17 protein-coding genes are annotated in these 22,463 nt (G+C 55.1%); 12 read left to right on the forward strand and 5 right to left on the reverse strand.

What is annotated here, in order from left to right:
• Positions 1-67: 67 nt before the first annotated feature.
• Both NDQ72_02275 and NDQ72_02280 read right to left on the reverse strand, forming a co-directional pair.
• Positions 68-886: an alpha/beta hydrolase gene (locus NDQ72_02275; GenBank protein ID WKD28790.1), complete on the reverse strand. Its 819-nt coding sequence runs from the start codon at positions 884-886 to the stop codon at positions 68-70.
• Positions 883-2,043 carry an FAD-dependent monooxygenase gene (locus NDQ72_02280; protein WKD28791.1) on the reverse strand — a complete coding sequence of 387 codons (1,161 nt, stop codon included), beginning with the start codon at positions 2,041-2,043 and terminating at the stop codon, positions 883-885. Before NDQ72_02280 ends, NDQ72_02275 begins: the two co-directional genes overlap by 4 nt.
• 461 nt (positions 2,044-2,504) lie before the next feature.
• Here NDQ72_02280 and NDQ72_02285 point away from each other — a divergent pair, with 461 nt between their 5' ends.
• The 9 genes from NDQ72_02285 to NDQ72_02325 all read left to right on the forward strand — a co-directional run bounded on the left by NDQ72_02285 (position 2,505) and on the right by NDQ72_02325 (position 13,775).
• The gene (locus NDQ72_02285; protein WKD28792.1) at positions 2,505-2,993 is read left to right on the forward strand and encodes a (2Fe-2S)-binding protein; all 489 of its coding nucleotides are present in this window, start codon (positions 2,505-2,507) and stop codon (positions 2,991-2,993) included.
• A complete protein-coding gene (locus tag NDQ72_02290; GenBank protein ID WKD28793.1) occupies positions 2,986-5,997 on the forward strand; it encodes a molybdopterin-dependent oxidoreductase in 3,012 nt (1,003 codons plus the stop codon). The genes NDQ72_02285 and NDQ72_02290 overlap by 8 nt, the downstream gene beginning before the upstream one ends.
• Before the next feature lie 21 nt (positions 5,998-6,018).
• Complete coding sequence (locus NDQ72_02295; GenBank protein ID WKD28794.1) at positions 6,019-6,207, forward strand: hypothetical protein; 189 nt, start codon at positions 6,019-6,021, stop codon at positions 6,205-6,207.
• A complete protein-coding gene (locus tag NDQ72_02300) occupies positions 6,200-7,708 on the forward strand; it encodes a sodium:solute symporter family protein (GenBank protein ID WKD28795.1) in 1,509 nt (502 codons plus the stop codon). Before NDQ72_02295 ends, NDQ72_02300 begins: the two co-directional genes overlap by 8 nt.
• A gap of 129 nt (positions 7,709-7,837) precedes the next feature.
• A complete protein-coding gene (locus tag NDQ72_02305) occupies positions 7,838-8,869 on the forward strand; it encodes a leucyl aminopeptidase (GenBank protein WKD28796.1) in 1,032 nt (343 codons plus the stop codon).
• A 381-nt stretch (positions 8,870-9,250) separates the two neighbouring features.
• A complete protein-coding gene (locus NDQ72_02310; GenBank protein WKD28797.1) occupies positions 9,251-10,393 on the forward strand; it encodes an ABC transporter ATP-binding protein in 1,143 nt (380 codons plus the stop codon).
• Complete coding sequence (locus NDQ72_02315) at positions 10,365-11,576, forward strand: extracellular solute-binding protein (protein ID WKD28798.1); 1,212 nt, start codon at positions 10,365-10,367, stop codon at positions 11,574-11,576. The genes NDQ72_02310 and NDQ72_02315 overlap by 29 nt, the downstream gene beginning before the upstream one ends.
• A gap of 90 nt (positions 11,577-11,666) precedes the next feature.
• Positions 11,667-12,920 (forward strand): ABC transporter permease, encoded by a 1,254-nt coding sequence (locus NDQ72_02320; GenBank protein WKD28799.1) that lies wholly within the window; start codon positions 11,667-11,669, stop codon positions 12,918-12,920.
• A 3-nt stretch (positions 12,921-12,923) separates the two neighbouring features.
• Positions 12,924-13,775, forward strand: coding sequence for an ABC transporter permease (locus NDQ72_02325; GenBank protein WKD28800.1), 852 nt, complete (start codon positions 12,924-12,926; stop codon positions 13,773-13,775).
• A 39-nt stretch (positions 13,776-13,814) separates the two neighbouring features.
• Here the strand turns inward: NDQ72_02325 and NDQ72_02330 are convergent, their stop codons facing one another.
• The 3 genes from NDQ72_02330 to NDQ72_02340 all read right to left on the reverse strand — a co-directional run bounded on the left by NDQ72_02330 (position 13,815) and on the right by NDQ72_02340 (position 18,092).
• Positions 13,815-15,866 carry an NADH:flavin oxidoreductase gene (locus tag NDQ72_02330; GenBank protein ID WKD30332.1) on the reverse strand — a complete coding sequence of 684 codons (2,052 nt, stop codon included), beginning with the start codon at positions 15,864-15,866 and terminating at the stop codon, positions 13,815-13,817.
• 132 nt (positions 15,867-15,998) lie between these two features.
• Positions 15,999-16,625: a TetR/AcrR family transcriptional regulator gene (locus tag NDQ72_02335; protein ID WKD28801.1), complete on the reverse strand. Its 627-nt coding sequence runs from the start codon at positions 16,623-16,625 to the stop codon at positions 15,999-16,001.
• A 180-nt stretch (positions 16,626-16,805) separates the two neighbouring features.
• Positions 16,806-18,092 (reverse strand): aromatic ring-hydroxylating dioxygenase subunit alpha, encoded by a 1,287-nt coding sequence (locus NDQ72_02340; GenBank protein WKD28802.1) that lies wholly within the window; start codon positions 18,090-18,092, stop codon positions 16,806-16,808.
• 361 nt (positions 18,093-18,453) lie between these two features.
• Here NDQ72_02340 and NDQ72_02345 point away from each other — a divergent pair, with 361 nt between their 5' ends.
• From NDQ72_02345 to NDQ72_02355, 3 genes are all read left to right on the forward strand, one after another.
• A complete protein-coding gene (locus NDQ72_02345) occupies positions 18,454-19,560 on the forward strand; it encodes a hybrid-cluster NAD(P)-dependent oxidoreductase (protein ID WKD28803.1) in 1,107 nt (368 codons plus the stop codon).
• Positions 19,561-19,849: 289 nt separating this feature from the next.
• Entirely contained in the window at positions 19,850-21,151 is a 1,302-nt protein-coding gene (locus NDQ72_02350; GenBank protein WKD28804.1) for a serine hydroxymethyltransferase, read from the forward strand.
• 47 nt (positions 21,152-21,198) lie between these two features.
• Positions 21,199-22,449, forward strand: a complete 1,251-nt coding sequence (locus NDQ72_02355) for a sarcosine oxidase subunit beta family protein (GenBank protein ID WKD28805.1) — start codon at positions 21,199-21,201, stop codon at positions 22,447-22,449.
• Positions 22,450-22,463: the final 14 nt, after the last annotated feature.

Genomic DNA, 22,463 nt, shown 5'->3' on the forward strand with positions numbered 1-22,463 from the left:
TGGAACTGGGGACGATCTGGCCGATACGGTATGTTTTGGTGCTCTGGGTCATGATTATTGGCCTTGGTTAGAGTTGTGTGACCAGGAAGTCTTCAAACGCGGCGAAAAAACCGTCGAAGTCATCCCAAGGAATCATATGGCCCGCCTGTGCCGCGGTTGTGATGCGAATGGTCGGTAGCAGGTCGAGAATCTCAGCGCGATCTTCATCCTGGATAACCCCGCCCTTGCCTGCACACATCAGCAGCGTGGGCACTTTGATAGCGGGGAAATCCTGGTGGATATCGACGCTGTGGAACTCTTCAAATGCCTGAACAATGGCGGGCTCAAAGCAAGTGTGTAACCACTCGGCGCGTAACCGCAGCTGCTCGTCGCTCCAGGTGGGGCAGTAGTGGCGCATGGTCTCGATGTCTGCGCCCCGGCTGCAGTCGCGAATCGAGTCCACGTACCAGGGCAACTTGCTGGGGTACTCACGGCGTCCTGGCCCTGAAACCGGTGGGTCGATAAGTACCAGTTTGTCGATGCCCTTGGCGCCGCGACTCATGGCGCGCAGCGCAAAGCGCGCCCCCATGGAGTGGCCCGCCAGAATGACATTGCTTAGACCGAGCGCATCGATAAAGGCGATCACGTCGTCGGCGCAGGTGTCGGTGTCATAGGCGAGGTCGGGGCCGGTGGACGACAAGCCGCGCCCTCGGACATCCAGCACATAAGTGTCGAAGTGCTGACCCAAGCGCTCGGCCACAAAGCTCCAGGTGATCGCCGGGCTGGTGATGCCGGGTATTAGCACCAGCGGCTGGCGCGAGGTCTCTACGCTGTCACCAAAGCGCAGGTAGTGCTGACGAATGCCATTGGCGTGTACGTTGGCGCCATAGAGATAGGTGCTGCTCATGCTGGGCTCCCTTGGCTGGTGGGTTGCTTCAGCGGTACTTCAAAGGGGTCGTAGGCGAATACCCAGGCCGGGTCTTCGTCTTCCCGTAACCAGGTATTGTCGTGAGAGACCTGCTGAACCCGCGAAGCGCGTTCAAAACGGTTGGTGCGGTAAAGCTCGAAGGCCTGTTGGTAGTGCTCGGCGCCCACTTCTTCCAGGCAGCGTACCAGCATGGCGGCGTCCTCAATGGCCATGGCAGCGCCCTGGGCCATATGAGGCTTCATCGGGTGGCAGGCATCGCCCAGCAGCACCAGTCGATTTTCATGCCACAGTGGCAGCGGGTTGCGCTCCAGCAAGGGCCATTTGGTAACGGTTTCAGTGCAGTCAATCAGTGCTTGTACGGTGGGATGGTAACCCTCGAATGCTTTGCGCATTTCTTCCCGGGAGCTGTCGACGAAGGAAGTGCCGTGGTTCCAATCGGGTTCAGGCACGCCAGTCACGTAGTAATACTCCTTCTCGTCGCCGGTCACGAAATACACCATCATGTGTCGGTCTTCCGACCACCACTTCACGCAGGCTTCGAAATCCAGGTCGTATGCCTTGAGTTTTTCGGCAGAGATGATGGCTCGGTGAGCGACCCAGCCGCTATAGATCGGCGCCTCCGGGCCCAGCAGTTTCTCGCGCAGCCGCGAATTGACCCCGTCGGCGCCGATCACCAGGTCGGCCTCTTCGGTCGTACCGTCAGCGAAGGTCATGACGACCTTGTCGCCGCTGTCGTCGACATCGACCAGGCGCTTATCGAAGTAGAGGTTGTCCTGGTCGAGCGTGCTGACCATCAATTCGTGCAGATCGCCACGGTGTACGGTGATATAGGCTGCGCCATAGTTTTCGCGAGCAAACTCGCCTAGCGGGATACGAGACTGGTACTCACCGGTCATGCCGTTGCGGCTGAACCAGTAATCGGGGTGTGAGCCCATGGTATTGAGCTGCTCTTCAATACCAATGCGGCGCATTACTTTCATCACGTTGGGGCCAAGGTGAATGCCTGCCCCAAGGCGCGCAAACGCGGGTGCCTGTTCGTACACCTTGGTGGGGTAGCCCGCTTTCTGTAGTAGCGCGCCTGCAGCGGCGCCGCCAAGACCCGCGCCAATAACGGCTATGGTGGGTTTATTGTTCATATTCTGGTTTCCTCGCTGTTTTATTCGCCTATCACTCGTTTATGCATGCGTTCGAGAATGCTATAAAACAACGTATACACCATTTATTTTTTGGTCAAGAATTAGTTTTGAAATTATTTTTTAACGAAAAAAAGTCAGTTTTTTATATAAATATATGAATTTAATGGATTTACGTCTGTTTTTTTGGTTTTATTTAAAAACTTGAAAAACGCATCCATTGAGTGCTATACGTTTATTAGGCTTGTTTTTATAGTGTACGCACCTTTAATGCTCGATGGATGTTGGCTCTGCACTTAGCTGGTGCAGGTCGATTGGCCTATGTGAAAGGGAGATGAAAATAGGCGGGTTGAAGGTGCTACGAAGCGTGTTTGGCAGGCAGTACTTATTAGTAATATCTAAGTCATATCCAAGCCCTATTCAGAGCAAGAGGGCGGGCTTAACAATAACGATGATGATCCCCTATGACGCTAAAGCTAACTATCAATGGGCACGAACACGAGTTGGCCGTGCCGCCACAGACACCATTGCTCAATGTGTTGCGTAACGACTTGGCGCTCAATGGACCTAAGTATGGCTGTGGTTTGGGTGAGTGTGGGGCATGCAGTGTATTGATTGATGGCATGGCCGCACGCACCTGCGTGCTGCCCGTGTCTGCTGCTGTTGGTCATGAGGTAACCACCCTTGATGGTCTTTCCGGTGGCGATGAGCTTGATCCTGTTCAGCAAGCCTTTATCGATGCTCAGGCAGCCCAGTGTGGCTACTGTTTGAACGGCATGATCATCACTATTCGTGCGTTGCTAAACCATAATGCTCAACCCTCTGCGCAGCAGATTCGCACCGCTTTAGAGCATAACCTCTGCCGATGTGGCACCCATGTTGAAATTCTCCAGGCAGCGGAGCGTGCCGTGGGCATTAACGCGGCCGCGTTGCAGGAGGCTTCTCATGAGTGAAGGGTCGATGCTCCATGGCCAGCAAAAACAGGCCGACATCCCTGCGCTGCTAGCGAAGGCACGTTTTGGTGTCGTGGTGCGTCCACCTTACTATCGGTGGAATGGCGAGCGTTTTGAGAGTGACTGCTTAGTTGGCGTCGTTCGCAGTAGCATTGCCTCACTCTCTGGCTCTATTGAAGTCGTGGTGGAAGGAAATTTTGTGGCGGTGGTTGCCGATAGTTTGGCCTTGGCGACCGATGCCGCTAAACAGTTGAAGGTTGAGTGGCAGGCCGTTCACCAGGCGTCCGAAAAAGTTCCTGAAGGCGATCAATGGCCCTCTGAGTTGCCTCTTGTAAAGCCTAGCCAGTCGGACATGCATTCGAACCATACGTATGGCTGGCCGAGTCGCATGCGCTGGGGCAATCACCCCAGTTGGGTAATTGCCGATTGTCGCGACCAACAATTGAGCGTGTGGGGGCAAACCGTCACTCCAGCGGCACTTAAACAGGACCTAAGCCAGTTAACCGCGCTGGATATTAGCCAGATTGAACTTTACAGCGCCGATGGTAAGCACGCATCAAATCAGGCCTCAGGGCTGGGTCGCCATTGCGGTGACGATGCCGCCGTGGATGCGGCGTTGATGTCGCGGACGGTGGGTGGCCCGGTAGCCGTTTGGCTCGATGCCCGCTACGCCAAGGATGCTCAGGCATTAGGCCAAGCGCAGCGAATTAGCCTAAACGCAGACATTGCCAGTAGTGGTGAGATAGCCCGTTATCACTATCAGCAGGCCAATCTCACGGGGGAGGTGGCTGCCATAGGGTTGTTGTTAAGTGGCAAGGCCATGATAGCAACGCCTAGCGCTGAGGCCCGCGTTGGCGAGCAAGACACCACGCCGTTCTCTCCCTATGTATTTCGCGATCAATACCTTGCTGCACGCTCCCAGCCAGCTTCGCTCTCCACCAATTCCACCTTGATGGGGATACAGCAGACGTTTGCGCGGGAATCCTTTTTAGATGAGGTTGCCCGCGAGAGCGACCAAGACCCTATCGTGCTGCGACTTCGCCATCTTGACGATGCACGTGGCATAGAGCTGATTGAGTCCGTGGCTAAACAGGCCGATTGGCAAAGGGCAGCCAATCCATCAGCGGACGCTTTACCCCAGGATCTACTGCGCGGGCGGGGCTTTGCCTACTCTCAGCTGCCCGATCGGAATCAGCGCATGGAGTCGGGAGTACGCTCTGCCTGGATTGCCGATGTGGAGGTCAATCTTGTTACCGGCGATGTTCAGCTTACCCGTTTGGTGGTGGGGCAGGACGCTGGCCCTGATGTGGACACTGATCGCCTGCAGCAAACGCTACAGGCCCGGGTATTGGGCGAAGCGCGCCCCCTCTTGGGGCAAGCGCCCAGTTTCGACGAGTGGGGTGACGGCAGTCGTACGCTAAGTGAACGTGAATATTCCGCCGTATTGCCAGCCAGCGCTTCTGCGCCATGCTCTACCGATAAAGACATTAATAAAACCGCCGGTGAAGACGTATTAAGCGGTGCGGAGCTATCGCCAGGTGTTGCGGTAATAGCCAATGCGCTTTTTGATGCCACCGGGCTGCGTTTTCGCCAGCCACCGTTTACCGCCAAGCGCGTGCGCCAGGCACTCGAAGCTTCGTCCATCGAGGAGGCAAGGCGCCCAACTACATTGAAACCGCCGCGGTCAGTGAAACGGCGCTGGTTAGCCGCTGCAGCGTTTACCACCATTGCAGGCACTGCGGCCGTGGCGTGGCCGTGGAAAGGGGCTATTGCGCCTGTCTCACGGCCAGCCGCCAACCTTTATTCCGCCGAGACCATTGAGCGCGGGCGACTCGTGGCGGCTGCAGGCGACTGCGCGGCATGTCATACCACAGAAGGTGGCGTGACCAATGCCGGTGGGCGTGGATTTGAGACACCTTTCGGGACGCTCTACAGCACGAACATTACCCCGGATGAAGCGACGGGGATTGGTCAGTGGTCCTACGCAGCCTTTGAACGCGCCATGCGCCACGGCATTAGCCGTGATGGCAGCCACCTTTATCCCGCGTTCCCCTATACGGCATTTGCCAAGACCAGTGATGCCGATTTACAGGCGCTTTACGCCTACTTAATGGCTCAGCCTCCTGTCGCGACTGAAAAAAACGTCAATGCGCTCACTTTCCCCTTCAGCGTGCGTAGCTTAATGGCAGGCTGGAATACGCTTTATCACGATGCAACTCCTTTCCAGCCTGACCCCATGCAAAGCGAACTGTATAACCGGGGAGCCTACCTTGCCGAAGGGTTGGGCCACTGCAGCGCCTGTCATAGCCCCCGCAATGCCATGGGCGCTGAGAAAAATGGCGAGGCGTATTTTGCCGGTGCCTTTGTAGATGGTTGGGAAGCACCGCCGCTTAATACGCTGTCGCGTTCGCCCATTCCGTGGAGTGAAACATCGCTTTACGACTATCTGCGCCACGGTGAGTCAGAGCTTCACGGCGTTGCCTCTGGCCCTATGGCCCCGGTGGTAGCGGGGCTGGCGGAGCTACCTGAATACGATGTGCGGGCGATTGCTCACTATGTGGCCGCCCAGATGCAGGCGCCAGCAGGTAATAGCGATGCGACTGTGGTGGACGCTACGCAGCGCGTGACCAGTGCAGCCGTTAGCTCAACAGGGCTTGAGGCAGGGGAGCGGCTTTTCGAGGGCGCCTGTGCGGCGTGCCATGTCGATTCTGGCGTTCCTACCTTTTCGAGGGCGAGCACTAATCTGGCGCTGAATACCAATTTGCACAGCGACCATCCCGATAACGTTATTCAGTCAATTTTGGGCGGTGTTCATGCCGAACACGTTCCCGGTATCGGTAGCATGCCAGGCTTTGCCGACAGCTTTAGTAATACCCAGGTCGCTGATTTGACGACCTATCTCCGAGCGCGCTTTGCCCCAGAGAAAGCGCCTTGGCAACAAGTAAAACAACGTATCACAGAGTTACGCCAGCCTCACTACAACAACACTCACTCTACTCCCTGACGTAATAAAACGAGGTGGATTATGAAACGCAGTAAATGGATATGGCTAGTATGGGCAGTTGTCCTGCTGAGCTACCTAGTGCCTTACACCCTCTTGAGCGGGGTCGCGTTCTGGTACGGCAGCTTCCTGTTTTGGATGTTGGCAGGGCTGATCATCATTGCGCTGAATGTGTTTATCACTAAAGATTTTGAGGAGCACAGCAATGACTGAGTCACTCATCTGGTGGTCCATTGCCATCTATTTATTGATCGCTATTGGCATTGCGATTATGTCTCGCCAGGGCCCTTCCGAAAGTATGTCGGGATACTTCCTGGGTAACCGACAAATGAACGGCTTTGTCTCGGCGCTGAGTTACAGTGCCACTACCTACAGTGCTTTTATGATGGTGGGCTTGGCAGGCCTTACCTATGCCGGCGGCGTGGGAGCGCTCGGTTTTGAAATCATCTATTTCGCCGGTGTGTCGCTTGTGGCTATCTTCGGGCCAAAATTCTGGGCGGTGGGCAAGAAGTTTGGCTTTGTAACCCCCAGCGAGATGTTGGGCCACCGCTACAACAGCAAACATGTGGCCATGGCTGTCTCGATTGCCAGTTGTATCTTCCTGATTCCCTACTCGGCCGTTCAGCTCGCGGGTGTCGGTTACCTGTTGCAGGGGATTACGGATGGCGCGATTACCTTTACTACCGGGGTGGTGCTGGCCACTGTCATCGCTATCTTCTTCTCCTATATTGCGGGCATTCGTTCGGTGATGTGGACCGACTCGCTCCAGGCCATCATGATGATTGTTGCCTCAACCCTAGTGGCCTTCTTGGTGATCCAAGGCTTGGGTGGTTTCGGCGCACTATTCGATACGCTGGCAACGGAACATCCACAGTCGCTGACGGTGCCTGGCCCTGGCTTGTTCAGCTTTGTCACTTTCCTGGGGCTTACTATTCCCTGGTTCTTCTTTAGTATTTCCAACCCGCAGGTCAGTCAACGCCTGTTTATGCCTTCCTCGCTGCGCTCCATGCGCCACATGCTGATTGGCTTCCTGGTGTTTGGTTTTATCTACACCATGGTCTCTGTGCTTTGGGGCTTCTCTGCCTTAGCCGCTTTCCCAAGTCTTGCAAGTGCAGATTTAGCCACGCCTACGCTGCTGGCCTCGGAGTTTGTACCGCCCGTATTAGGGGTGATTGTGATGATCGGCATCATGGCCGCCGCCGTCTCCACCATTGATTCGATCATGCTGACGCTGGCGTCCATGGTCTCCCGCGACGTCTATGCAAACGTTAAACCGAACGTCAGTGAAAAGCGCCAACTGCTGGTGGGCAAGTTTGTGGTGCCGGTGATCGCACTGATGGCGCTGGCCTTTGCCGAGCTGCAGCTTGACCTGATTGCAGTGCTGTCGGTGGCCGCTTCCTCGGGTCTGGTAGCGATGGTGCCTGCGCTTATAGGTGCCTTCTATTGGAAACGCGGTACTGGCGTCGGTGCGCTGGTAAGCGTAGTGGGCACCAGCGCCTTTGTGCTGTTGATGTATGCCACTGGCAATTCGCTGCTGGGCCTACCCGCTGGCGTATGGGGAATTGTGGTCGCTAGTGTGCTGTTTGTTGGCGTTAGCCTTATGACTAAGCCTCATCAAGCCTCTTCGGACGCTTTCTTTACCGCCATCGCGGAAGAGCTGGGTAAAAAGCGCCGTACTACCACCGATCAAGCGACGAAAGAGGCGGCTGCCTAATTGACGTTCAGCTTTGAACCGATAACACCATAGAGCGCTTGGTGTGCCCAAAGGTGAGCACGAGCGCTCTCAGTTAACACTCCCCGGTATGCTATAGCTGTGCTTTCGCCTGGGGAATTAGGAGTATGTATGGATCACGCAAGCTTTGCCGAAATTTGCCTCCATCAGCTAAAAATGTCCGGCGTACATGAAGGCGAAAAACTCGTCGTACTGACCCAGGGTAGCGAACGCCTTGATTATGCGGATGCCTTTATGGCGGCGGGACAGCGTTTAGGCGCCAATATGTACCACATGCGGTTACCCGCGCCGTTGCCTACCGGTGGCTGGGCCGTGGGAACAACGGGGCTTGCTAGCATGCCCGATGCGGTGGAAGCGCTTAAAAACTGCGACATGTTGATCGATTGTATTTTCCTGCTGTTCTCTCCCGAGCAAATGGCGATCCAAGCCGCGGGTACACGTATATTGACGGCGGTTGAACCGCCAGAATTACTGGCCAGAATGTTGCCCACCAAGGAACTAAGGGAAAAGGTTGAACTGGCCGCCGCGCTGCTGGAAAAAGCCAAAGTGATGCGCATTACCTCGCGCCATGGCACTGATGTCACCTACCAACTGAATACTTATGAGACGGTTGCTGAATATGCCTGTACCGACGAACCGGGGCGTTGGGATCACTGGCCCTCTGGCTTTGTGTTTACCGGAGGGGATGACGATGGCGTTGATGGCACCATTGTGGTGGCACCGGGCGATATCCTGCTACCTCAGAACATGTATGTCAGAGAGCCGATTACCTACACGATTGAGAAGGGCTGGATTACCGACATACGTGGTGGGCTCGATGCGGAGCTAGTGAAATCCTATATGGATAGCTTTAACGACCCACGCGGCATGGGCATGAGCCATGTGGGCTGGGGCATGAACCCGAACGCCAAATGGCACCGCATGGTGCCGGGGGAGTTCCCGGGTGGCATGGGGATGGAGCCGCGCAGCTTTTATGGCAACGTGATGTTCTCCACCGGCCCGAACAGCGAGCTAGGTGGCACAAATGATACCGCCTGCCACTTGGATATCCCGATGCGTAATTGCTCATTGTTTCTTGATGATGAACCCATCGTGATTGATGGTGATATTGTCGTCAAAGAGCTGCAGATGGACAGAAACTGACAGGCAAGCAATACATAGTGCAAAGAATGGTGCGAAGATGAACGCAACGATGCCATTGTGTGTATAAGTATGCCGCTTGCCGCTCGAATGTGACCTAACCGATAGCGCCGCTCCTGTCCATGGGGGAATCCTCCATGGACATTGCTGTGTCTCGATGCCAAAAGCTATCTCCCATAGTTGACTTTGCTATGCCTATGATAGGTTGATATTCAACGCTAATTGTCCTCCCCGGAAATTGTAATGCGCTACAAACTCGCCTTATGGTCATTACTAAGTATTAGGAAAAAAATATAAATCAATAGGGGGCCCGGGGATGTGTGGAGGTATGTGTTGAATCGTGCACTTACCTTGGCGCAACGGGACTTTTACCGGGGAATGTGCATGAATGAGACCCTTGCAGACGCTGGGGGGACGACGGCGGCAACGACAGAAGTGCCGTCGAGCTTTGCCCGCTTCGTCAATGTCCAAAAGAGCTATGACGGTGTTGAACTGGTCGTCAAGGACTTCAATCTTGATATCCGCAAGGGCGAATTCGTCACCCTGCTGGGCCCTTCGGGCTCTGGAAAGACCACCTGTCTGATGATGATGGCAGGATTCGAAACCCCCACCCATGGTGAGATTCTACTCAACGACGAGCCAATTAGCGGCTTGCCGCCGCACAAGCGTGGCATTGGCATGGTCTTCCAGAACTATGCGTTATTCCCGCACATGACGGTGGCCGAGAATCTTGCTTTTCCGCTTGAGGTTCGTCATCTCAGCAAAGCGGAGATCAAGGAGAAAGTGGCTAAAGCACTGGCCATGGTACGCCTGGAAGAGTTTGGTGATCGCCGCCCAGCGCAGCTCTCTGGCGGCCAGCAGCAACGGGTGGCATTGGCTCGCGCGCTGGTCTTTGAGCCTGATCTGGTGCTGATGGACGAACCGCTGGGCGCGCTGGACAAGAATCTTCGTGAAGAGATGCAGTACGAGATCAAGCGCATTCACGCCCGTCTTGGGGTAACCATGATCTACGTCACCCACGACCAGACCGAAGCACTGACCATGTCTGACCGGATTGCGGTCTTCAACGATGGCATTGTGCAGCAGTTAGCCTCTCCGGATGAACTCTACGAACGGCCGGAAAATGCCTTTGTGGCGTATTTCATCGGCGAGAACAACCGCTTGGTGGGTGACGTTATCGAGCACCTCGGTAGTGACTGCAAGGTGCGCTTGGATAGCGGCGACATGGTGATTGCCAAAGCGGTGGCGGCGGGCGACGTAGGCTCGCGTACGACGCTATCACTGAGACCCGAGCGGGTCAGCATCCTGCCGGATGATGCCGACGGCGCGCAGTTCGACAACCAGTTCACTGCCACAGTGCAGGAAGTTATCTACCTTGGCGACCATCTACGCACGCGGGTGTCGGTGTGCGGTAACGAGGACTTTATTTTGAAAACGCCCAATGCCCAAGGGTGTGGGGTGATGCGCCCCGGCCAGCAAATTCAGGTTGGTTGGTCGAGTGCCGATTGCCGCGCGTTGGATGCATGAGCCGGACGGCAGTCAAGTGCGCCGTTTCTCGGTATCCGATGGTGCCGGCGGCGATGACAACAGCAAACGGAGAATTTTTATGAAACTCAGCAATCGCGTTGTTAAGACAAGTATCGCTGCCGTGGGGATGTCGGCACTTGCCGTGGCGGTTAGTGCCCATGCTCAGCAGACGCTGAATATTGTTTCTTGGGGCGGTGCTTACAGTATGAGCCAGCACGAGGCTTACGATAAGCCGTGGATAGAGAAGACGGGTGACGAGATTGTCAATATCGACCGCAGTGGTAACGCTTTGGCCGGTCTGCGCGCTCAATCCCAGGCTGGCAACGTGACCTGGGATTTAGTCGACATGCTCCCCGCCGATGCCATGATCGCTTGTGACGAAGGGCTTATCGAGCCTCTCGACCACGATGAGCTGCTGGCCGACGCCCCGGATGGCACGCCGCCAAGTGAGGACTTCGTCGATGGGGGCTTGGGGGACTGCTTTGTGGCGTCCATCGTCTATTCCAATATTGTCGCCTTCAATAGCGAGATGTTCCCTGAGGATGCTCAGCCCAGCACCATCGAGGATGTCTTCGACCTGGAAAACTACCCCGGCAAGCGGGCTCTGCTGCGCAAGCCGATTAACAATATGGAATGGGCCTTGATCGCCGATGGTGTCGAGCGTGATGAAGTCTACGCCATGCTTGAGACCGAAGAAGGCGTGCAGCGTGCCTTCGACAAGCTGGATACCATCAAGGATGAAGTCATCTGGTGGGAAGAGGGTGCCCAGCCGCCTCAACTGTTGGCCGATCAGGAAGTCGCCTTTGCCTCCGCCTACAATGGTCGGATCTTCAATGCCATGGTCACTGAAGACCAACCCTTCGAGATCATTTGGGATGCGCAGGTGTTCGAACTGGATGGCTGGGTGGTACCCACCGGCAAGCTCGACAAGGTGAAGGATTATCTCCATTTCGCCACTGATACCCAGCGACTCGCCGATCAGGCTCAGTACATTTCCTATGGGCCGGCACGTCTTTCTTCCTCTGAGTTGGTGTCCACCCATGCTGAAACCGGTATCGACATGACGCCGCACATGCCAACCCACGAACCGAATTTCGCAACGGCACTGCAAAAAGATGACCTGTTTTGGGCTGACTACAACGATGAGCTGACCCAGCGCTTCAACGCCTGGCTATCCCAGTAAGGCGCTGCCGCCGTCCGTCGACAATCGGACGGCGGCGTACCGATAGCCGATCGTTGCTGATCGCTTTTCTTGCCTGACGGAGAGATCTACGTGTCCCAACCGCCTGCAGCTCCTCTGACAACGGCCGATGGTGTGCCGCTCAAGGTTAGCCTGCGTCGCACCGTGCGACGCTCTAAAATCAAGGCGCTGTTGCTGGTTGCGCCGCTACTGGCATTTCTTTTTATCGCCTTTCTGATGCCCTTGTTCGAAATGCTGTGGCGTAGTGTCGATAATCCTGAAGTGTCTACCCATCTATCACGAACCGTTGCGGCGTTGGAAGGCTGGAATGGGGAGTCATTACCCGATGAAGCCGCCTTTGCCGCCTTGGCTGAGGACCTCCGCGTTGGTCAGCAGGAACGCAACCTGGGGTTGTTGTCCAGCCGGCTGAACTATGAAAAGTCGGGCATGCGTTCGACCATTAGCCGCACGGCGCGACGCGTTGGTGGGTTGGAGCCGCCCTATCGCGAGTCGCTGATCGAGGTCAACGATACCTGGGGAGAACTCGATACCTGGAAGCTGATTCAGCGTGAGGCGTCGCCCTACACCATTTCGTATTATCTGGCAGCGGTCGACCGTCAGTTGAATCCGGACGGCGACATCGTCAAAGTGCCGGAACATATGCAGATCCACGCCACCCTGTTTTGGCGAACGCTATGGATGAGCGCTGTCATCACAGGCCTGACGCTAGCGCTCGGTTTTCCGGTGGCCTTTTTGCTGGCGAATCTGCCGACGCGTCACTCTAACCTGCTAATGATTTTGGTATTGCTACCGTTCTGGACCTCGTTGCTGGTACGCACCACCACCTGGATCGCCATCCTGCAGTCACAGGGGGTGCTCAATGACGTCATGGTGGCCCTCGGCGTGATCGCCGATGAGGCGCGGTGGCAGATGATCCACAACAAGATGGGCACGATCATCGCCATGACGCATATTCTGCTGCCTTTTATGATTCTACCGCTTTACTCGGTGATGAAGACCATTCCACCCAGCTATATGCGCGCCGCCCGCTCGTTGGGGGGCAAGCCGTTTCTCAGTTTCCGTCGAGTCTATTTTCCGCTGACAATCCCAGGCATTGCCGCTGGTGGCATCTTGGTCTTCATACTATCGATTGGCTACTACATCACACCGGCGTTGGTGGGTGGGCAGTCGGGTCGCTTCATCACTAATTACATCGCCTACCACATGCAAACATCGCTCAACTGGGGGCTGGCGGCTGCGATTGCCTCCATCCTGCTGTTCGTGGTGATTATCTGTTATCTGGTATTCAATCGCCTGATTGGCGTCGACAAGGTCAAGCTGGGGTAAACGATGGCTATTCCTTCCTACGCCACCCGTGGCGAGCGCATCTGGCATTACATCTTTCTGGCTATCTGCGGTCTGGTGTTCCTGTTTCTGATCGGACCGCTATTGGTGGTCATACCGTTGTCATTCAATGCGCAGCCCTACTTCACCTTCAGCAAGGAAATGCTGACTTTCGACCCGGCCGGTTATTCGTTGCGCTGGTATCAGGACTTCTTTACATCGAGCGAGTGGCTCAATGCCATCAAGAACAGCTTCATCATCGGTATTGCGTCCACGCTGCTAGCCACGGTGCTAGGGACGGTGGCCGCGCTGGGGTTGTCTAGTCGGCATATGCCAGCGCGTGGCGCGATCATGGCGCTGTTAATTTCGCCGATGATCGTACCGTTAATCATCTCGGCGGCGGCGATGTTCTTCTTCTTTTCCAAGGTCAATCTCGCTCAGACCTACGTGGGCGTCATCCTCGCGCATACGGCGCTCGGCATTCCCTTTGTGGTCATCACCGTGACCGCTACGCTATCGAGCTTCGATACCACGCTGATTCGCGCGGCACATAGCCTTGGGGCTAACCCGACACGAACCTTCTTTAAGGTGGTGTTGCCACTGGTGACACCGGGAGTGGTATCAGGAGCGCTGTTTGCTTTCATTACGTCCTTCGACGAGGTGGTGGTGGTGCTATTCATTGCTGGGCCCGAGCAACGTACCATGCCGATCCAGATGTGGTCGGGCATTCGCGAGCAGATCAGCCCAACGATCCTCGCGGTTGCGACCCTGCTGGTGCTGCTCTCGATGCTGCTGCTGACCACGCTTGAGCTGCTACGTCGGCGCAGTGAGCGTCTACGGGGGCTCTCTCCCGACTAAGCCCAAACAGCGTTTTTACCGCCCGATTTGATGCGAAAACTAAAGGTCTTTGACCAACCTAAGCGCATCGTAGATGGCCGCGTGGGTGTTCCGGGACTCGACGGCATCACCAATCCGGAACAACTGGAAGCGACCATCTGGGTTGTTCGTTATGCTCTGAGGGGCGCCCACGATCAGGTCATCGTAATTCACCTCGCCGCGGTTGCTGGCGTGCGGCTTTAGCTCAAAATAGAGTTCGGCCATCGGTGTAATGCCGTAGTTGACCACCACTTGGTCGATGCGCCGTGCATGATCCATGTCCTGTTGGCCGTGAACAATATAATCACTGGTGATTTCGGCGAGCAGTTGGTTGCCGTCGCGCTGCACGGACTTCAACCGGTAAGTCGGCGTGAATATGACGTTGGCGCGCTGTAGGGAGCGCATGTAGGGCACCAGGTTCATGGCCATGACCTCTGCGGAGAAGGTGCGGTCCGGCGTCATAATCTCAAGCGCTGCTCCCGTGGCGGCAATGATCTCTGCCGCCTGCAGGGCGGCATGGTCGCCGGCATCGTCGAACAGCAATACCCGCTTGCCTGGCGGCACGTGTCCGGAAAGAATGTCCCAGGTGTTGATCACTAAGTCGTGGCCGACGGTGGGTTGGTCTTCCATGGGGTAGCCGCCGGTGGCCACGATCACCACATCCGGTTTTTCGGTGAGCACGTCCTCGGCCTCGGCCCAGACGTTATAGCGGATCTCGACGTCAAGCGCCTCGCAGCGTGCCAAGCGCCAATCGATGATACCTAGCATCTCGCGACGTCGCTCACTCTGTGCCGTGAGCCGTATCTGCCCCCCAGCATCGCTGGCGGCTTCTAATACCACCACCGAATGGCCACGTTCGCCGGCAACACGAGCGGCTTCTAATCCCGCTGGCCCTGCGCCGATAATGACGACTCGCCGTTGCTGTGCCGCCTTGGAAATGGTGTGGGGCATGCTGGTTTCACGCCCAGTGGCAGCGTTATGGATGCAATAGGCGGCACCGCCTTGATAGATGCGGTCAAGGCAGTAGTTGGCGCCAACGCAGGGGCGGATCTCTTCCTCTCGCCCCTCTACGATCTTGCACACGATGTGCGGGTCGGCCATGTGGGCACGGGTCATGCCGATGATATCGACCTTGCCGGAAGCGATGGCATAACGGGCAGTGGCGACATCCTGGATCTTGGCGCCATGAAAAGTGGGGAAATCGGTCTCACGACGTATTTCTCCGGCAAAATCCAGGTGCGGGGCGCTGGGCATGCCTTGTATGGGAATCACATCGGTGAGCCCTGCGTCGGTGTCGATGTGGCCGCGAATCACGTTGAGAAAGTCTATCAGTCCGCTATTTTTTAAGCGTCGTGAGATCTCCAGCCCATCATTGGAGGTCAGTCCACCCGATAGCATTTCGTCGCCGGTATAGCGAACGCCGACGATGAACGCCTCACCAACTCGCTGGCGAATGGCGCGCAGCACGTCAAAGGTGAAACGCAGTCGGTTATCGAGATCCCCACCATAAGGTTCCTCTAAGGTATTGGTCAGTGGAGACCAAAACTGATCCATCAAGTGGCCGTAGGCCTGCAGCTCGATGCCATCGAGACCAGCAGCGTGCATGCGTTCGGCAGCATCGGCGTAGTCACGAATCAAACGTTCGATATCCCAGTCCTCGACCTGTTTGGGAAAGGCGCGGTGGGAAGCCTCGCGGCGATGCGAAGGCGACACTGCTGGCAACCAGTCACCTTTGTCCCAACGGGTACGTCGACCCAAGTGAGTCAGTTGGATCATCACCGCGGTACCGTGCTCGTGACAGGCATCGGTCAGCTCACGCATCCAAGGTACGACTTCATCCTTATAGGCGAGAATATTGTTGAACACCGGCGGGCTGTCTTTTGCTACCGCCGCGGATCCTGCCGTCATGGTCAGGCCAAGACCTGCCTTGGCCCGTTCGACGTGGTAGGCACGGTAGAGTGCTTTGGGCATCCCATCCTCAGGATAAGCGGGCTCATGAGCTGTCATCATAAGCCTGTTTTTTAAGGTCAGGTGTTTGAGTTGGAAGGGTTGCAACAGCGGATCGTTAGCCATGGATAGCACTCTATTTTGTTGTGTATTTAACAAAGTTAGGTGCCAGTGTTCATATCTGTCAATTTAATGTTCATTGGTGTACGTTGATGGGGCGGTAACTGACATCAATCCGTCGCTTATCGTATCGGCCTACTACTCTTCTATGTACCCATGGCGGGCATGGAAGCGTTGCAGCTCCCTTGCGTCAGGAGACTGGCCGGTGAATATTGCGACATAGGCGGGGATGCGCTGCATACGCACTTTGATCGGCTCCTGCGTCTTCATCGAGATATAGCCGATCTGGGTTAGGTAGATCGTGCGGGCACGAACGTTAGCTGCCAATGAATCATAACCGTAGCGCTGGAACATGCGTGTCAGGGCTTCAATGCGTGTGGCATCGGCAGTCTCGATTTCACTCACCACCGGCGCCGACTGCAGCGCCCAGCTGCGCATGGCGAACTCTAGCGGAGAGTCGAATAAGTCAGGGTTCAACCAGCAGTCGAAGACATTAAGCATCGCCTCGACGATATTCTCGGCATAAGCTTCCGTCTGATGCACTAGTCCCTGGGTATTCTTTTCACGCCAGCGTGCGATCAGTGCTTCGAGCAGTGACTCACGGTCCTTAAAGAACCAGTAGAAACTGGTCCGAGAAAGCTTTAGGCGCTTGGCCAGGGGCAGAATGCGGACGCTATCGATGCCTGATTCCAGTAGCGTTTCAAACGCCGCATCAAGCCAGACGTCTTGGGAGCCCTTGGTGGCGGACGTATTGGGGGAGGGCATTGGGCTAACCTTTAGAAATGTTGCGATGTAGTGTACACATGTGTCTTTTATGTGTACACGTAGTTAGCGCTCTCGGCTGAGTCCTGGTGAAGGTGACGATCAATGGCTCTATGTGCGCCGCTCAACAAGTCTGGCCCGCATAAGCGGGCCAGATAGATGGGGAAATCACTCAGCAAAACGTCAGCCTTGCGCTAACTGTAACGCGGGAGCCTCGTGGCCTAGATTCTCAAGCATGCGCGCGGCGTACCAATTGACAAAGTCGATAACACCGAACTCATAGGTTTCAGAATAAGGCCCAGGCTGATAAGCCTTTGAGTTGATGCCGCGTTGGTTCTCTTCGGCGAGCTGGCGATCCTGGTCGTTGGTCGCATCCCATACTCGGCGAAGCTGCTCGGGGTCGTAGTCGACGCCTTCCACGGCATCCTTGTGAACCAGCCATTTAGTGGTCACCACGGTTTGCTGCGGACCAATTGGCAATACGCGAAATACCACTGCGTGATCGCCCATGAAATGGTTCCATGAGTTGGGCAGATGAAGGATACGCAGTGAGCCCATATCGGGGCTTGATAAACGTCCCATCAGTTTCTTGCTGCCGGGCTTACCATCCATTGTCATGGAAACAATGCCATCCAGCAGTGGCGTACGCGTCAGGCGGTTGCGTTTACCAAACCGCTTCAACTCGTAGGGCACTTGCTCGGCATCCCAGTCTGCTTGTTTACGTGCCACCAGCGCTTTATAAGCGGGTGTTGCACGGGGGTCGTCGGTATCATCAAACTCCTGCAACGAATTAAGCAGTTCAGGGTGCGCGCCGTTACAGTGGTAGCACTCGCGATTATTTTCGATCACGAGTTTCCAGTTGGCTTGCTCGACGATGCTGGATTCAGTGGCAACCTTGACGTTATCCATCTGGTATGGCTCAAGATAATGCTCAAGCGTTGCCAGGAAGTCGTCAATGGCAGGTGGTTCATCGCTCAGGTTGATAAAGATGAAGCCGCCAGCTGTTTGGACGTTGACCGGCTTGAGGCCAAACTGGTTGAGGTCGAAGTCAGTGCCCATGTCGCTACCGGCAAACAGCAATCGGCCATCAAGCTCGTAAGTCCACTGATGATACGGGCAGACAAGTTTTGCTACCTTACCCTTATCTTTTACGCACAGGCGCGAACCGCGATGGCGGCACACATTGTGAAACGCATGAATAACGCCTTCACTACCGCGCACAATAACGATGGGGTTGTCGCCAATATCCAAGGTGATGAAGTTACCCTTGGCGGGGATCTCACATGTCATGCCTGCGAACAACCACTCTTTTTCGAAAATCTCTTGCATATCAAGAGCAAACAGTCGGGCATCGTTATAAAACGGTTGCGGGAGAGAAAAGGTACGCGCCCTTTCCTGCAGCATATGGGCCGTTGATTCACGAGCCGCAGCGAGTGGGTCGTCCATCATATTAGAAACACTTTTTTCCATACCAGTATCCTCGTAAACCTCCGCTTTCCCCTCAAGGGCTGCGTGGCGGCCGTTAGTCAAGATTGTTTATCTTGTTGTTCTGTTGCGTAACCTGGCGTTTTATTCGAATGGGGCCTGATGTCAGTGTCTGATTGTGTTGCAGGCTAACCCCTACCAGTTATCTGCCCGCGACATCAGGTGGCGTAACGGCGACTAAAGAAGAGCTTTCTAAGCAATAAAAAGTGGCACGAGGTAAGTGCGCGTCGTTGTCAGGTAAGTCGGCTAAGAGGAGCGTCCCCAAAATGCACATCAACGGTGCTGGGCTATAGCGAATATGGTTCGGTAATGCATAGCGATGAAGGCTGGTCAGGCAGAGGCGATAATGACAACTAATTTCTTTAACCCGGTCACGACCCAAACCTGGACTAACGGCCGCCACCAGGTACGTTGCGTTAAGGTGATCCAAGAAACCCAAGATGTACGCACGTTCTGTTTTATGGCGGAGCAACCCGTACTGTTCTTCTTCAAGCCTGGCCAGTTTGTGACCCTTGAGCTTGAGATCGATAATCAGCCGATCATGCGCTCCTATACAATCTCAAGCTCACCCTCTATTCCTTACAGCTTTTCGATCACTGTTAAGCAGGTGCCGGGAGGCAAGGTTTCCAATTGGCTGCATGCCAATTTAAAAATAGGCGACGAGCTGGTGGTGCATGGGCCAGTCGGTAACTTTAACTCGATCGATTTTCCCGCCGAGAAAGTGTTGTTCCTTTCTGGCGGTGTTGGCATTACCCCTTTAATGTCCATGACACGTTGGCTTTTTGATACTAATGCCGCTGTTGATGTTGAATTTATACATAGTGCTCGAGCTCCCCGCGATGTCATTTATCATCGTGAATTGGTGCATATGTTTTCGCGTATCCCCGAATTCAAACTGCATATTATCTGTGAGAGTAAAGAGGATATTGGAGAGGCGTGGGCTGGCTACCGGGGTTATCTTACCGAGCCGCTGTTTGAATTAATGGTGCCGGACTTTATGGAGAGGGAGATCTTTTGTTGCGGCCCGACTCCCTATATGAACGCCATCAAGCGTATTTTGCAGCACCATAACTTTGATATGAGCCATTATCACGAAGAGTCGTTTGGCGCCACGCCTGTCGATGTTCGTGATGATGTGCGTGAGCTGGCCGAGCAAGCAGAAGTTGATGCTGAAAATGTTGATAGCAATGACTTGCATAGTATTGAGTTCGCATCGACCGGCAAAAGTGTGCGCATTCAGCCTGGCGAAACGGTGCATGCAGCCGCGGCGAAATTGGGTCTGCATATCCCCAAAGCATGTGGTATGGGGATATGCGGTACTTGCCGCGTAGAGCTCAAGTCGGGGGAGGTAGATATGGAGCACAACGGTGGCATTACGGATGAGGATGTCGCAGAAGGATACATTCTATCTTGCTGCAGTCGCCCTAAAGGGGATCTCGTCGTCGATTTTTAACGCAGTCCTTTTTTAATGCTTCAGTAAAGCGCCCTTTATGGTTTTTGCCGTTTAGGGCGCTTTTTTATGGGTAATCAATGACGGTCTATCTGCGCAGCTTGGCTAATTGATGTCGATGTCGCAAATGCATCGAGTGGTGACGTCAACAAGTATCTTGGGCCAGGAAACCAACGATAGTATCGCGGTAAGAAAACGTTGATAGAAACTCTGGTTGATAGAAACCTTGGTTTGTCAGCGTTAAATAGAACGTCCAGCACTTAATAAAAAAGTCACTCATCAGGAGGCGATAATGCTTCAAAGTAATTTTTCCCCCAAAGCACGTTTGGCCAGTTACGACAGTTTGCTTGCAGAAGCAATTGCTGAAGAAACGGTACGCCAAGAAGCGCATATTGAGCTGATCGCCTCCGAAAATTACACCAGTCAACTTGTCATGGAAGCGCAGGGTACCCAACTGACTAACAAGTATGCGGAAGGCTATCCAGGCCGTCGCTACTACGGCGGTTGTGAATTCGTTGACAAGGTTGAGGCCTTAGCCATTGAACGTGCCTGCAACTTATTTAGTGCCAATTATGCCAATGTGCAGCCGCATTCCGGCGCCCAGGCAAATGCCGCTGTGTTTATGGCGCTGGTCAAACCTGGTGATACGATTCTAGGTATGAGCCTTGCCCACGGCGGCCATTTAACCCACGGCGCCGCCCCTAACTTCTCGGGCAAACACTACAACGCTGTTCAGTACGGCCTCAAGCCGGAAACCGGTGAGATCGATTACGAAGAAGTTGAGCGTTTGGCTCGCGAGCATCAGCCGAAAATGATCATTGCCGGTTTCTCTGCTTACTCTCGCGTGGTGGATTGGCGCCGTTTCCGCACTATCGCTGATGAAGTGGGTGCTTACTTAATGGTCGACATGGCCCACGTTGCAGGTTTGGTGGCAGCTAACCTTTATCCGAGCCCGCTGCCTCATGCCCACGTCGTCACTACGACTACCCACAAAACACTGCGTGGCCCCCGCGGCGGCCTGATTCTGTCTGCGGATGGCGATGAGGCGCTCTACAAAAAGCTTAATGGTGCGGTCTTCCCAGGCCAGCAAGGTGGCCCATTGATGCATGTTATCGCGGCGAAAGCGGTGGCGTTCAAGGAAGCCATGAGCCAGGAGTTTGTGCGTTACCAGCAGCAGGTGATTGACAACGCCCAAGCCATGGCCAACGTATTCATGGAGCGCGGCTATGATGTTGTGTCGGGTGGTACCGAAGATCATCTTTTCTTAGTCTCGCTTATCCAGCAGGGCGTCACGGGTAAGGATGCGGATGCTGCCTTGGGCCGCGCGCATATCACCGTTAATAAGAACACGGTGCCCAACGATCCGCAGAGCCCCTTCGTGACATCGGGTCTACGTATTGGTACCCCCGCGGTCACCACGCGTGGCTTCAATGCTCAAGAGTGTGGCGAACTCGCTGGCTGGATTTGCGACATCCTCGACGTATTAGCTGCTGGGAGTGATACCGCTGCCATCGAGGCCGAAGTGCTGGCTAAAGTGAGTGACGTGTGTGCCCGGCACCCTGTCTATGCTGAAGCTGTCGAATCTATTGCTTGAATCGGCTTGCCGGCAAGGCCCGGCGCGGCTGAACTAAGGAGACCACTATGCAACGCTATTCCGGCTTCGGCCTGGTCAAGCACGCGCTGAGCCACCATGAGAACTGGGAGCGCCAATGGCGCAATCCCACGCCTAAAAAGCAGTACGATGTAATCATCGTCGGTGGTGGTGGCCACGGTTTGGCCACGGCTTACTACTTGGCCAAAGAGTTCGGTGTCAAGAATGTCGCGGTGATCGAGAAGGGCTGGTTGGGCGGTGGTAATACCGCCCGTAATACGACCATCGTGCGTTCGAACTACTTATGGGACGAATCGGCTGCTCTTTACGAACATGCCATGAAGCTGTGGGAAGGGCTTTCTCAAGACCTTAACTACAACGTCATGTTCTCCCAGCGTGGGGTGCTCAACTTGGGGCATACCCTGCAAGATATGCGCGATATCCAGCGTCGGGTTAACGCGAATCGCCTAAACGGCATTGATGGCGAAGTGCTGGACACCAAGGGTGTGCAGGCACTGGTGCCGATCATGGATTGCTCCAAGAACGCTCGCTACCCGGTGATGGGCGCTTCCTGGCAGCCGCGTGCTGGGGTAGCGCGGCACGATGCTGTGGCCTGGGGCTATGCGCGCGGTGCTGATGCTCACGGGGTGGACATTCTCCAGCAGACCGAGGTGACCGGCTTCAAAATCCGTGACGGTAGGATCTACGGTGTGCACACCAACCGTGGCGATATCGAGGCCAAGACAGTGGGCTGTGTGACCGCCGGTAATTCTGGCGTGTTGGCCAACATGGGCGGCTTTAAGTTGCCTTTGGAATCCCACCCGCTACAGGCCCTGGTCTCCGAGCCGATCAAACCGATTCTCGATACCGTGGTGATGTCTAATCACGTGCATGGCTATATCAGTCAATCTGATAAAGGCGACCTCGTCATTGGCGCTGGCATTGACGGCTATAACGGCTATGGTCAGCGCGGTAGCTATCCTACCGTGGAACACACCCTTCAGGCGATCGTCGAGATGTTCCCGATCTTCTCTCGGGTGCGTATGAATCGTCAGTGGGGCGGGATTGTCGATACCTGTCCGGATGCTTGTCCGATTATCTCTAAAACACCGGTGAAGGGATTGTTCTTCAACTGTGGTTGGGGCACAGGTGGCTTCAAAGCTACTCCAGGATCGGGGCACGTGTTCGCTGCCAGTTTGGCTAAGGGTGAGATGCACCCCATTGCTGAGCCGTTCTCCATGTTCCGCTTCCATAGCGGTGCGCTGATTGATGAGCACGGCGCCGCCGGCGTGGCCCACTAGGGTTCATACGAGAG

The organism is Halomonas sp. KG2, assembly GCA_030440445.1.
Lineage (GTDB): Bacteria > Pseudomonadota > Gammaproteobacteria > Pseudomonadales > Halomonadaceae > Vreelandella.

What these genes read in the sequence shown, in the direction of transcription:
- NDQ72_02275 (WKD28790.1), bottom strand. Translation starts at nt 886, where the DNA reads ATGAGCAGCACCTATCTCTATGGCGCCAACGTACACGCCAATGGCATT.
- NDQ72_02280 (WKD28791.1), bottom strand. Translation starts at nt 2,043, where the DNA reads ATGAACAATAAACCCACCATAGCCGTTATTGGCGCGGGTCTTGGCGGC.
- NDQ72_02285 (WKD28792.1), top strand. Translation starts at nt 2,505, where the DNA reads ATGACGCTAAAGCTAACTATCAATGGGCACGAACACGAGTTGGCCGTG.
- NDQ72_02290 (WKD28793.1), top strand. Translation starts at nt 2,986, where the DNA reads ATGAGTGAAGGGTCGATGCTCCATGGCCAGCAAAAACAGGCCGACATC.
- NDQ72_02295 (WKD28794.1), top strand. Translation starts at nt 6,019, where the DNA reads ATGAAACGCAGTAAATGGATATGGCTAGTATGGGCAGTTGTCCTGCTG.
- NDQ72_02300 (WKD28795.1), top strand. Translation starts at nt 6,200, where the DNA reads ATGACTGAGTCACTCATCTGGTGGTCCATTGCCATCTATTTATTGATC.
- NDQ72_02305 (WKD28796.1), top strand. Translation starts at nt 7,838, where the DNA reads ATGGATCACGCAAGCTTTGCCGAAATTTGCCTCCATCAGCTAAAAATG.
- NDQ72_02310 (WKD28797.1), top strand. Translation starts at nt 9,251, where the DNA reads ATGAATGAGACCCTTGCAGACGCTGGGGGGACGACGGCGGCAACGACA.
- NDQ72_02325 (WKD28800.1), top strand. Translation starts at nt 12,924, where the DNA reads ATGGCTATTCCTTCCTACGCCACCCGTGGCGAGCGCATCTGGCATTAC.
- NDQ72_02330 (WKD30332.1), bottom strand. Translation starts at nt 15,866, where the DNA reads ATGGCTAACGATCCGCTGTTGCAACCCTTCCAACTCAAACACCTGACC.
- NDQ72_02335 (WKD28801.1), bottom strand. Translation starts at nt 16,625, where the DNA reads ATGCCCTCCCCCAATACGTCCGCCACCAAGGGCTCCCAAGACGTCTGG.
- NDQ72_02340 (WKD28802.1), bottom strand. Translation starts at nt 18,092, where the DNA reads ATGGAAAAAAGTGTTTCTAATATGATGGACGACCCACTCGCTGCGGCT.
- NDQ72_02345 (WKD28803.1), top strand. Translation starts at nt 18,454, where the DNA reads ATGACAACTAATTTCTTTAACCCGGTCACGACCCAAACCTGGACTAAC.
- NDQ72_02350 (WKD28804.1), top strand. Translation starts at nt 19,850, where the DNA reads ATGCTTCAAAGTAATTTTTCCCCCAAAGCACGTTTGGCCAGTTACGAC.
- NDQ72_02355 (WKD28805.1), top strand. Translation starts at nt 21,199, where the DNA reads ATGCAACGCTATTCCGGCTTCGGCCTGGTCAAGCACGCGCTGAGCCAC.